General features: G+C 60.4%; 6 protein-coding genes, 2 tRNA genes and 3 rRNA genes. All 11 read right to left on the reverse strand.

Annotated elements, in window-relative coordinates:
• Window positions 1–22 precede the first annotated feature (22 nt).
• Window positions 23–1,033 carry a thiamine-phosphate kinase gene (gene thiL / locus N2K98_RS11235; protein ID WP_255865866.1) on the reverse strand — a complete coding sequence of 337 codons (1,011 nt, stop codon included), beginning with the start codon at window positions 1,031–1,033 and terminating at the stop codon, window positions 23–25.
• Between the two features lie 136 nt (window positions 1,034–1,169).
• A tRNA-Glu gene (locus N2K98_RS11240) sits at window positions 1,170–1,242 on the reverse strand.
• 124 nt (window positions 1,243–1,366) lie between these two features.
• A tRNA-Gln gene (locus tag N2K98_RS11245) sits at window positions 1,367–1,438 on the reverse strand.
• A gap of 112 nt (window positions 1,439–1,550) precedes the next feature.
• Window positions 1,551–2,276: an HAD family hydrolase gene (locus N2K98_RS11250; RefSeq protein ID WP_255865867.1), complete on the reverse strand. Its 726-nt coding sequence runs from the start codon at window positions 2,274–2,276 to the stop codon at window positions 1,551–1,553.
• Window positions 2,277–2,286: 10 nt separating this feature from the next.
• On the reverse strand, window positions 2,287–3,804 hold the full coding sequence (gene gltX, locus N2K98_RS11255; RefSeq protein WP_255865868.1) for a glutamate--tRNA ligase: 1,518 nt from the start codon (window positions 3,802–3,804) through the stop codon (window positions 2,287–2,289).
• A 39-nt stretch (window positions 3,805–3,843) separates the two neighbouring features.
• The gene (locus tag N2K98_RS11260) at window positions 3,844–4,446 is read right to left on the reverse strand and encodes a hypothetical protein (RefSeq protein ID WP_260553701.1); all 603 of its coding nucleotides are present in this window, start codon (window positions 4,444–4,446) and stop codon (window positions 3,844–3,846) included.
• On the reverse strand, window positions 4,446–5,219 hold the full coding sequence (locus N2K98_RS11265; protein WP_227923562.1) for a fumarylacetoacetate hydrolase family protein: 774 nt from the start codon (window positions 5,217–5,219) through the stop codon (window positions 4,446–4,448). Before N2K98_RS11265 ends, N2K98_RS11260 begins: the two co-directional genes overlap by 1 nt.
• A 45-nt stretch (window positions 5,220–5,264) precedes the next feature.
• Window positions 5,265–6,014 (reverse strand): DUF1648 domain-containing protein, encoded by a 750-nt coding sequence (locus N2K98_RS11270; RefSeq protein ID WP_255865870.1) that lies wholly within the window; start codon window positions 6,012–6,014, stop codon window positions 5,265–5,267.
• A gap of 84 nt (window positions 6,015–6,098) precedes the next feature.
• Window positions 6,099–6,215: ribosomal RNA gene (gene rrf, locus N2K98_RS11275) — 5S ribosomal RNA — on the reverse strand.
• Between the two features lie 264 nt (window positions 6,216–6,479).
• Window positions 6,480–9,614, reverse strand: a 23S ribosomal RNA gene (locus tag N2K98_RS11280).
• 543 nt (window positions 9,615–10,157) lie between these two features.
• Window positions 10,158–11,685, reverse strand: a 16S ribosomal RNA gene (locus N2K98_RS11285).
• Together the 16S, 23S and 5S rRNA genes form the textbook arrangement of a ribosomal RNA operon.
• Window positions 11,686–12,085 lie beyond the last annotated feature (400 nt).

Below are 12,085 nucleotides of genomic sequence, written 5' to 3' on the forward strand. Positions count from 1 at the left end.
CAGCGGAGCCAGCCGCCTGCAGCTAGCCGGCGAAGTGGTCCCAGCCGATGGCCGGCGGCGCCTCTCCGCCAAACGTGACTCCCGCGCCGTCCGTTACCTCTCCAATGCGCACAAACCCCTCTGGCAGGACCGCGTCCGGCGGGAAGGTTGCCAGCAGGCCGTGGTCTTCTCCCCCGCCCAGCACCCAGGCCAGCGGATCCGCACCGAGGCGCGCGGCTGCCGGTGCCAGCTGCTCCGCCCGGGAGGCCAGATAACCGGCGTCGAGGTCAATGGCCATGCCCGAGGCGCGGGCGATGCGGCCGGCGTCGCGCACCAGGCCGTCGGAGACGTCCAGCATGGCCGTGGCGCCCGCAATCGCCGCCTCGGGTCCGGCACCGGTCCGCGGCGGACGGGGCCGGCACTGCGCCATGGCCAGCACCGCAAGCACGTGGTCCTCAGAGTCCCCGGGGTTTGCCATGTCGACGTTGCTCTCGAGTACTGCCAGCCCGCCTGCTGCAAGTCCCAGCGACCCAATGTGGGCCAGGACGTCGCCTGGCCGGGCCCCCGACCGCAGAACCGGGTTCCGCCCCTCCAGGTCACCGGTGACAGCGGCCGTGACCACAATCTGGCTGCCCCGGCCCAGGTCTCCGCCCACTACGGAGCAGCGCTCGAACGCCAGGGAATCAATACCGGCGGCAAGCCCTGCGGCGAGTTCCTCCACCCATGCGACTTCCGTACTGCCCGGGAGGGTGAGGCTGACCACCAGCGAGGTGGGCACCGCGCCCATGGCACGGATATCGGAAACATTCTGGGCTACGCATTTCCAGCCGACATCGAAGCCGGTGGTGCGGTAACCGCTAGGCCACAGGAGGCGGAAATCTGCATCCTGGACGAGGGTGTCGATGGAGATCACGGTCCGGCCGTCCGGCGCAGCGATTACGGCGGCGTCGTCACCCGGCCCCAGCAGTGCAGTGTCCGGTCCCAGCCGGGGAAAGATCCGGCCCAGAAGCGCCTTTTCATCGAGCTGGTCCACGGTCAGGGCTTCGGACGGCACGGGCTGTTCCTCTGGTTATTGTTTTGCGGCTTCAGTTTCGAAATTAGCACGGCGGTAATCCTGGCAGCATCGCAGCCAATATCAGCAGGGCAAAACAAAACCGGCCCCGGACATAATGTCCGGAGCCGGCAATCTGTGACCCCAGCGGGATTCGAACCCGCGTTACCGCCGTGAGAGGGCAGCGTACTAGGCCGCTATACGATGGGGCCGTGTACAGTGCTCCGAGTCTTTCAACCCAGGCACTTCCTTGCCGGTTTCGATGAACCGGCCTGTAGAGTATTTCATACTCCGTCAGAGGAGACCAATCGGGGCTAAACCACCAATTGATTACCGCTGGGATACCAGGACTCGAACCTAGAATGTCGGTACCAGAAACCGATGTGTTGCCAATTACACCATATCCCAATGCACTTTCCCGGCTGCTTCTCGAGGAGTTATCCCCGGCCGCAGCCCCTCAGCACGAGATATAACTATACACGGGTTTCGGACCAAGTACAAAACGCACCCGAGGGCCGCATCAGATCAGCTCCAGCAGCTCGCCAAGCGACCCGATGGTTGGCACCTCCGAAGGCGCTACTGCTCGCTCGTCGCGCACCGGAGAAGGATTGCCCGTACGGTCGAGCCAGACGCCCAGCAGGCCGGCGCCTGCCGCTCCCACGGCGTCTACCTGCAGGTTGTCCCCTACGTAGGCAGTCCGTTCCGGCGTGCTGCCGAGCAGACGCACTCCCTCATGGAAGATTGCCGGTTCCGGTTTCGCGGCACCGACGGTGTCAATGCCCACCAGGACCTTGATGCGCTGCAGTCCGGCGGCGTCGAGCTTGGCCCGCTGGTAGTCGTGCACGTTGTTGCTGACCGCCCCGTACGCAATGCCGCGCGCTTCCAAGGCATCAAGGAGCGGATCCACATCGTCAAAGGCGCGGAAGTACTGCGGCAGGGCTTGTTCATAGGCTTGGTTCCATGCCCGGGCCGCATCGCTGTCCAGGGGTGCCAACCCCGCCTGTTCACGGGCGTGCTGCAGACGCAGTACCCGTTGGTCGGCAAAGCTCAGCCGGCCAGCGAGGTAGGCGTTGTAGTGCCCCTGGGGGTCGGCGGCGAACAAGGAGGTATAGGCCTCCCAGTCCGCCGCCGTGAAATGGGTCAGGTCATCGGCGCTGACCGCCTGGAGCGTGGTGCCCATGGCAGCCTGCAGGTCGATGAGGGTCTCGTCAATGTCGAACAAAACCGCATCGAGGAACCTGCCCATTTCGGTGTTCCTAGGCTGCTGCGCGGAACGCGCGGATCCGTGCCAGCGAGGATTCCCGGCCAAGGATGACCATGGACTCGAACAGGGGCGGCGAAATCCGGCGTCCGGAGACGGCCGTGCGCACCGGACCGAAGGCCAGGCGCGGCTTGATGCCCATGTCTTCCACGAGTGCCTGGCGCAGAGCTGCCTGGATGTTCTCCGCTGTCCAGTCGGACACGGATTCCAGGGCTGCCAGGGCGGCGTCGAGCACCTCGGCCAGGTTCGCCGGCAGGCCCTTCCGGGCGTCGTCGGCAACGTCGACGGCGTCGTCGGCCTTGAACAGGAAGCCGAGCATGTCCGGAGCCTCACCCAGCAGAGTGATGCGTTCCTGCACCAGGGGCGCGGCTTCGGTCAGGATTTCCTCTTCACGCGGCGTGAGGGTCTCCCCTACCAGACCGGCCTGCTGCAGGTAGGGAACCAGCCGGTTGCGGAAGTCTTCGGCCTCGAGCATGCGCACGTGGGTGCCGTTGATGGCCTCGGCCTTCTTCAGGTCGAAGCGGGCGGGGTTGGCCAGCACGTTGTGGATGTCGAAGTTTTCCACCAGCTGGTCGACGGTGAAGATGTCCTCGTCTGCGGACAGCGACCAGCCCAGCAGGGACAGGTAGTTCAGCAGGCCTTCGGGGATGAAGCCGCGTTCCCGGTGCAGGAAGAGGCTGGACTCCGGATCGCGCTTGGACAGCTTCTTGTTGCCGGCACCCATGACGTACGGAAGGTGACCGAACAGGGGCATGTACTTGGCCACGCCGACGTCGATCAGGGCGCGGTAAAGCGCAATCTGGCGCGGGGTGGAGGACAGCAGGTCCTCGCCGCGCAGGATGTGGGTGATGCCCATGAGCGCGTCGTCCACCGGGTTGACCAGCGTGTAGAGCGGTGCACCGTTGGCCCGGACCACTACGAAGTCGGGAACGGTTCCGGCCTTGAAGGTGATCTCACCGCGGACCAGGTCGGTGAAGGTGATATCTTCGTCCGGCATCCGGACGCGCAGCACGGGTGAACGGCCTTCGGCCCGGAAGGCTTCGATCTGTTCCGGGGTCAGGTCGCGGTCATAGTTGTCATAGCCCAGCTTGATGTCGCGTCCGGCGGCGCGGTGGCGCGCTTCGATCTCTTCCGGGGTGGAGTAGGACTCGTAGACGTAGCCGGCGTCGCGCAGCTTCGCGATGACGTCCTGGTAGATCTCTCCGCGCTGGGACTGGCGGTAGGGTTCGTGCGGCCCGCCCACTTCCACGCCTTCATCCCACGTGATGCCAAGCCACTTCAGCGCATCGAGGAGCTGGAGGTAGCTCTCCTCGCTGTCACGTGCAGTGTCGGTATCTTCGATGCGGAACACCATGGTGCCCTTGGTGTGCTTGGCATAGGCCCAGTTGAACAGGGCGGTCCGGATGAGGCCGACGTGCGGGGTGCCCGTGGGAGACGGGCAGAAGCGCACGCGCACGGGCGTGTCATCGGTAACGGTGGGAAGGTCAGCTAAGGGAGTGGGAGCGTTAGTCATGATGTTTCCCAGTTTAGACTCTTCCGTCCGCCGGCCGCCTTATTGCGCGTAGGACAGCAGCCAGAGGAAGACTCCCCCGCCGGCTGCCGCTCCGGCACCAGCGGCGGCGAGATGTCCTGCCGGGCGTCCCTGCCGCAGCCGGGCAGTAAGGGAAAGTGCCAGCACGCCGGCAAGAACGACACCTGCCACGGTGCCCGCCAGTCCCGGGAACAGCAGGAGCGCCGTCGAACCGAGGATCACGATGCCCGCCCCCAGGGTGAGGTCCAGCCAGGACCAGGACGTGAACGCATTGGCGACCAGCAGCACGACCGCCGCAGCCAGCAGGGCGAAGACCGCCGCAGAGAGCGGCAGCGGCCCGTCCAGCCAGAGGATGAGCCGCTGGAACATAAACGCCAGCGCCGCCGCACCCAGCACTGCGGGCGGCAGGGACGACGGCGGCAGGCTGCGGAGGTCGTTGGTGTGCTGCAGATAGGTGACCAGGACTGCCGGGAAAACACCCATCAGCAGCGCCGCACCGGCACCCCACGGCAGGGCGGCAGCGGGCGGAAAGCCGAGAAACGGAGCGGCCAGGAGGATCAAGGACCAGATCAGCGCAGACATGGCTGTGTTACGGCCGGACTCCCGGGCCGCTCCGCGGGGCATCAGCTGCGGACAGTGTTGACCAGCCGGCCGATGCCTTCGATATCAACCTCGAAGCGTTCGCCGTCGCTGATAATGCCGACGCCTGCGGGGGTGCCGGTGAGGATGACGTCGCCGGGCAGCAAGGTGAAGGCCTGCGAGACGTAGGAAACCAGTTCCTTGACGCCCCAGATCATCGAGTTGGTGTTGCCGTCCTGGACCAGTTCACCGTTGAGGTAACCGCGGACCGCGGTGTTCTCGGGATCCAGCTCTGTTTCGATCCACGGGCCCAGCGGGCAGGACGTGTCAAAGCCCTTGGCACGGGCCCACTGGTCGTCGGTGCGCTGGGCATCACGGGCGGTGAGGTCGTTGGCACAGGTGTAACCGAAGATCACTTCGTCCACGCGCTCGATCGGGACATCCTTGCAGATGCGTCCGATAACAACGGCCAGTTCGGCTTCGTAGGAAACCTCGTCCGAGAAGGACGGCAGCACCACGGGATCGTTCGGGCCGATCACCGAGGTGTTGGGCTTAAGGAACATCAACGGCGCCGGCGGCACGTCGTTGCCCATTTCGCTGGCGTGGTCCGCGTAGTTGCGGCCGATGCCGACCACCTTGCTTCGCGGGATGATCGGGGCCAGCAGGCGCACGTCTTCCAGCTTGTGCCGCTCCCCCGTCAGCTGGACGCCCGAAAAGAACGGGTCACCCTTAATGACGGCGATTTCTTCGCTGCCTTCTTCTCCGCCGACCACGCCGAAGGCGGGGTCGCTGTCCTGTACAAATCGAGCAATACGCATGGGTATAAGCCTAGTGGAGAAACGGACTCCGCCGGCAGGCGGTACCTAGAGGGCCAGGAAGACTCCGAAAACAGCAGGAAGGACAACAAAGACCACCAGGAACACCACGACGGCGGTGCGCCCCCTGCGGTTGCCGACATTCACCGTCAGTCCGGTGCCGGTTCCGCTGCGCTTGGGTACCAGGATGTGGGGATCATTCGGATCGTTGTAGAGGATGCCGCCGACCCACCGCTTCTCTTCCTCCTCTTCCTCGATTGTCGGGCGGACACCGTGCCGCTCAGCCGTCCGCCGCGCCCAGCGGGCGGCAGCCGTATAGGAAAGGACCAAGAAGCCAAGGATCAGGGGAATCATCACGAGGGCCGGACCGCCGGGTACATGGCCCGGGCTCCGCCAGCCGGCAACCGTGAGCGCACCGATCAGCGCCGCTATCAGGACAGAAGTCCCACCCAGGGCAACAACAGTGCCGCGGATCATTCCCTCCCGGCGATACAGCTCCCAGTCCGACGGATTCTTTTCAGGGGGCACCATGGCGGGTACGACGGCGGCCACCAAGGCCAGGAGTGCACTGGTACCGGCGCCCGTCAACAGAGGGAAGAAGGCGGTCCCGAAGGACTTGGCTTCCCAGGCATCCGGGCGGCCGCCGGCACCCCAGTGGGTCGGAATGGTTTCCGGCAGGGAATCGTAAATCGTGGTCCCATAGGTAAAACAGGACGCCAGAACAAGCACTGCAGCGAAATGGATCAGCCAGAGAATACCGCGCCCGCTGGTGATTTTTGTCTCGACTCTGGATTCCATGCATTAAACCTATCCGGATTTGCGGGTTAAACAGGTCAGGCCCCGCACCAATGGCGCGGGACCTGACCCTCTGTACTAAATATTGTCCGGCGGTGACCTACTCTCCCACATCCTCCCGGATGCAGTACCATCGGCGCTGTGGGTCTTAGCTTCCGGGTTCGGAATGGGACCGGGCGTTTCCCCCACGCTATGACCGCCGTAACCCTTCTACCCGCACCCACCAAAGGCGGGAGGGGAAAACAATGGTTACAACACTCCCCCGGAACCAACCCAAAATGAGGGGTGCCGGGCAGTGCGGTAAAAATGTGAACCCGCCCCCTGGACAAGGGGCAAAGGTTCGGTGTTCCAGGCACAGCAACCAACGGTTGTTGTCCGGGAACCACATAGTGGACGCAAGCAGCATGATCTACAACACCCTTTATACTTTGACGGACCGTTTGAAGTCGTGTCCGTCCAGGTGCTGGTGTGGTGTAAGTTATCGGCCTATTAGTACCGGTCAGCTTCACGGGTCTTTAGTCCCCGCTTCCACATCCGGCCTATCAACCCAGTGGTCTGGCTGGGGGCCTCTCACACACAAGGTGTATGGAAATCTCATCTCGAAGCGGGCTTCCCGCTTAGATGCTTTCAGCGGTTATCCCATCCGAACGTAGCTAATCAGCGGTGCACTTGGCAGTACAACTGACACACCAGAGGTTCGTCCGTCCCGGTCCTCTCGTACTAAGGACAGCCCTTCTCAAATTTCCTGCGCGCGCAGCGGATAGGGACCGAACTGTCTCACGACGTTCTAAACCCAGCTCGCGTACCGCTTTAATGGGCGAACAGCCCAACCCTTGGGACCTACTCCAGCCCCAGGATGCGACGAGCCGACATCGAGGTGCCAAACCATGCCGTCGATATGGACTCTTGGGCAAGATCAGCCTGTTATCCCCGAGGTACCTTTTATCCGTTGAGCGACGGCCATTCCACAATGTACCGCCGGATCACTAGTCCCGACTTTCGTCCCTGCTCGAGATGTCTCTCTCACAGTCAAGCTCCCTTGTGCACTTACACTCGACACCTGATTGCCAACCAGGCTGAGGGAACCTTTGGGCGCCTCCGTTACTCTTTAGGAGGCAACCGCCCCAGTTAAACTACCCATCAGGCACTGTCCCTGACCCGGATTACGGGCCGAAGTTAGATATCCAGTATGACCAGAGTGGTATTTCAACGATGACTCCACCCGAACTGGCGTCCGGGTCTCACAGTCTCCCACCTATCCTACACAAGCCACACCGAACACCAATACCAAACTATAGTAAAGGTCTCGGGGTCTTTCCGTCCTGCTGCGCGTAACGAGCATCTTTACTCGTACTGCAATTTCGCCGAGTTTATGGTTGAGACAGCGGGGAAGTCGTTACTCCATTCGTGCAGGTCGGAACTTACCCGACAAGGAATTTCGCTACCTTAGGATGGTTATAGTTACCACCGCCGTTTACTGGGGCTTAAATTCCCAGCTTCGCCCGTAAGGGCTAACCGGTCCTCTTAACCTTCCAGCACCGGGCAGGAGTCAGTCCGTATACATCGTCTTGCGACTTCGCACGGACCTGTGTTTTTAGTAAACAGTCGCTTCCCCCTGGTCTCTGCGGCCCCGATCCCCTCCGGACAGCAAGTGTCCATCAAGGTTGGGGCCCCCCTTCTCCCGAAGTTACGGGGGCATTTTGCCGAGTTCCTTAACCATAATTCTCTCGATCGCCTTAGTATTCTCTACCTGATCACCTGTGTCGGTTTGGGGTACGGGCGGCTGGAACCTCGCGCCGATGCTTTTCTAGGCAGCATAGGATCACCGGATCCCCCCGTGAGGGGGTCCCGTCGGATCTCAGGTGCGTCATCAAAGACACCGTGACGGATTTACCTATCACGGACCCTACATCCTTAGACCAGGTCTACCATCGCCTGGCCCGGCTACCTTCCTGCGTCACACCTGTTAATACGCTTACCTCCCAGGATCAGGTCCCGTGCTCGGCCAAAACCCTCACACCACAAGGGTGATCGGGCAGGCTCCGGACGGTTAGTGTCCCCTGCTTGGTATGGGCGGTTCTTCGCCGGTACGGGAATATCAACCCGTTGTCCATCGACTACGCCTGTCGGCCTCGCCTTAGGTCCCGACTTACCCAGGGCAGATTAGCTTGACCCTGGAACCCTTGATCATTCGGCGGACGGGTTTCTCACCCGTCTTTCGCTACTCATGCCTGCATTCTCACTCGTGTAGGCTCCACCACTGGTTTACACCGCAGCTTCACTGCCCACACGACGCTCCCCTACCACTCCAGACGACTGAACCACGAAGGCTTATCTATATCTGAAATCCACAACTTCGGCGGTGTACTTGAGCCCCGCTACATTGTCGGCGCGGAATCACTTGACCAGTGAGCTATTACGCACTCTTTCAAGGGTGGCTGCTTCTAAGCCAACCTCCTGGTTGTCTGGGCAACTCCACATCCTTTCCCACTTAGCACACGCTTAGGGGCCTTAGTTGGTGGTCTGGGCTGTTTCCCTCTCGACTATGAAGCTTATCCCCCACAGTCTCACTGCTGCGCTCTCACTTACCGGCATTCGGAGTTTGGCTGACGTCAGTAACCTTGTAGGGCCCATTAGCCATCCAGTAGCTCTACCTCCGGTAAGAAACACGCAACGCTGCACCTAAATGCATTTCGGGGAGAACCAGCTATCACGGAGTTTGATTGGCCTTTCACCCCTACCCACAGCTCATCCCCTCCATTTTCAACTGAAGTGGGTTCGGTCCTCCACGACGTCTTACCGTCGCTTCAACCTGGCCATGGGTAGATCACTCCGCTTCGGGTCTAGATCACGCCACTGCATCGCCCTATTCAGACTCGCTTTCGCTACGGCTTCCCCTCACGGGTTAACCTCGCGACGTAACACTAACTCGCAGGCTCATTCTTCAAAAGGCACGCTGTCACAGCAATCAGAGCTGCTCCAACGGTTTGTAGGCACACGGTTTCAGGTACTATTTCACTCCCCTCCCGGGGTACTTTTCACCTTTCCCTCACGGTACTTGTCCGCTATCGGTCATCAGGGAGTATTTAGGCTTACCAGGTGGTCCTGGCAGATTCGCACGGGATTTCTCGGGCCCCGTGCTACTTGGGATCCTCTCCAAGCGGCAGCATGCATTCCGGTTACGGGGCTAACACCCTCTACGGCCCGGCTTTCAAACCGGTTCACCTATACATCTGCACTCACTTCACCGATCCGGCAGAATCGGTACGGAAAGTCCCGCAACCCCAGTGATGCAACGCCCGCCGGCTATCACACACCACTGGTTTAGCCTCTTCCGCGTTCGCTCGCCACTACTAACGGAATCACTGTTGTTTTCTCTTCCTGTGGGTACTGAGATGTTTCACTTCCCCACGTTCCCTCCACGCACCCTATGTGTTCAGATGCGGGTCACCCGGTCACTCGCGCGCCGGGCGGGGTTTCCCCATTCGGACATCCTGGGATCAAAGTTCGGTTATCAACTCCCCCAGGCTTATCGCAGATTCCTACGTCCTTCTTCGGCTCCTGATGCCAAGGCATCCACCGTGTGCCCTTAAAAACTTGACCACAAAGATCAATTTATTATCGCTATCGAGAAAACCACGGTCTCCCCAGGCACCCTTTTGACGGGGCACCCGGATCCACCAGGTTTTTCTGAAATTGCACTTAATATTTTAAGATGCTCGCGTCCACTATGTAGTTCTCAAACAACAACCCCGTCACACCCCTCCCCGCACCCGCAGCCCGCCCCCAAGAGGGAAGACCACCCGTGTACGGTTCCGGCCTGCGCAGGAACAAACAGAAACAAACCAAACAACCCATCCCCTCCGGCCCCGCGCAAACGGGACAGGAAGAACCGGGGTGCCTGTTGCTTCAGGACCCAACAGTGTGCCAAACGACGAACCGGACCTACCAGGACTGCACGGGATGTTCCAGGAACCCTCCCGAAGGAGGGAACGTACTGATCCCCGCAGCCGGCATGCCAGCGCCTATTCATTGATATTCCACCCTTGAGCACCCACCGGAGAACAGATGTCTCCGATATGGGCATCTCCTGCAAAGCACACATCCGACACTGTGGACGGACATGGTCTTCGAGGTGCTCCTTAGAAAGGAGGTGATCCAGCCGCACCTTCCGGTACGGCTACCTTGTTACGACTTAGTCCCAATCGCCGGTCCCACCTTCGACGGCTCCCTCCCACAAGGGGTTAGGCCACCGGCTTCGGGTGTTACCAACTTTCGTGACTTGACGGGCGGTGTGTACAAGGCCCGGGAACGTATTCACCGCAGCGTTGCTGATCTGCGATTACTAGCGACTCCAACTTCATGAGGTCGAGTTGCAGACCTCAATCCGAACTGAGACCGGCTTTTTGGGATTAGCTCCACCTCACAGTATCGCAACCCTTTGTACCGGCCATTGTAGCATGCGTGAAGCCCAAGACATAAGGGGCATGATGATTTGACGTCGTCCCCACCTTCCTCCGAGTTGACCCCGGCAGTCTCCTATGAGTCCCCGCCATAACGCGCTGGCAACATAGAACGAGGGTTGCGCTCGTTGCGGGACTTAACCCAACATCTCACGACACGAGCTGACGACAACCATGCACCACCTGTAAACCGGCCACAAGTGGGGGACCTGTTTCCAGGCCTTTCCGGTTCATGTCAAGCCTTGGTAAGGTTCTTCGCGTTGCATCGAATTAATCCGCATGCTCCGCCGCTTGTGCGGGCCCCCGTCAATTCCTTTGAGTTTTAGCCTTGCGGCCGTACTCCCCAGGCGGGGCACTTAATGCGTTAGCTACGGCGCGGAAAACGTGGAATGTCCCCCACACCTAGTGCCCAACGTTTACGGCATGGACTACCAGGGTATCTAATCCTGTTCGCTCCCCATGCTTTCGCTCCTCAGCGTCAGTTAATGCCCAGAGACCTGCCTTCGCCATCGGTGTTCCTCCTGATATCTGCGCATTTCACCGCTACACCAGGAATTCCAGTCTCCCCTACATCACTCTAGTCTGCCCGTACCCACTGCAGACCCGGGGTTGAGCCCCGGGCTTTCACAGCAGACGCGACAAACCGCCTACGAGCTCTTTACGCCCAATAATTCCGGATAACGCTTGCGCCCTACGTATTACCGCGGCTGCTGGCACGTAGTTAGCCGGCGCTTCTTCTGCAGGTACCGTCACTTTCGCTTCTTCCCTGCTGAAAGAGGTTTACAACCCGAAGGCATTCGTCCCTCACGCGGCGTCGCTGCATCAGGCTTCCGCCCATTGTGCAATATTCCCCACTGCTGCCTCCCGTAGGAGTCTGGGCCGTGTCTCAGTCCCAGTGTGGCCGGTCACCCTCTCAGGCCGGCTACCCGTCGTCGCCTTGGTGGGCCATTACCCCAACCAACAAGCTGATAGGCCGCGAGTCCATCCAAAACCGCATAAAGCTTTCCACGGACCGCCATGCGGTGGTCCGTTGTATCCGGTATTAGACCCGGTTTCCCAGGCTTATCCCGAAGTCAGGGGCAGGTTACTCACGTGTTACTCACCCGTTCGCCACTAATCATTCTGTGCAAGCACAGAAGTCATCGTTCGACTTGCATGTGTTAAGCACGCCGCCAGCGTTCATCCTGAGCCAGGATCAAACTCTCCGTAAATGTGTTACAGACACAGCACCGAAGCCAAGGAAAATTGGCTGCAGGCACTGCACTAAATTCGAAACCGGCTAAAAAAACCGTCCCTTACCCACGGGGTGGGCGGAACGGCCTGTTCAACCAATCAAAATAAATTGGTATCAATAAACTTGGCACACTATTGAGTTCTCAAACAACAGACGCAATCCGAAAATACTCGGGAAAACAATGTTTTCCTTTTCTTCTTCGCTGCAATGTTTTATATCTTATTCCATTCCGGCGTTATTTGCAATTCGCGGTTTCCCTTGTCGGGACCCCGTGAAAAGCGTTTTCCGCCGTTCCGGACCCAGCATCCAACGGAGTCTTTCCCACCGGCCCTGCAAAGGGCGCGCACTGGTTGGACTCTGTTTTTGTTGGGGTTTGG

The organism is Arthrobacter jinronghuae, assembly GCF_025244825.1.
GTDB lineage: Bacteria > Actinomycetota > Actinomycetes > Actinomycetales > Micrococcaceae > Arthrobacter_B > Arthrobacter_B jinronghuae.

Excerpts from the sequence above, each read along its gene's own strand:
- N2K98_RS11250 (WP_255865867.1), bottom strand. The coding sequence starts at position 2,276 with ATGGGCAGGTTCCTCGATGCGGTTTTGTTCGACATTGACGAGACCCTC.
- N2K98_RS11265 (WP_227923562.1), bottom strand. The coding sequence starts at position 5,219 with ATGCGTATTGCTCGATTTGTACAGGACAGCGACCCCGCCTTCGGCGTG.
- gltX (WP_255865868.1), bottom strand. The coding sequence starts at position 3,804 with ATGACTAACGCTCCCACTCCCTTAGCTGACCTTCCCACCGTTACCGAT.
- N2K98_RS11270 (WP_255865870.1), bottom strand. The coding sequence starts at position 6,014 with ATGGAATCCAGAGTCGAGACAAAAATCACCAGCGGGCGCGGTATTCTC.
- N2K98_RS11260 (WP_260553701.1), bottom strand. The coding sequence starts at position 4,446 with ATGCCCCGCGGAGCGGCCCGGGAGTCCGGCCGTAACACAGCCATGTCT.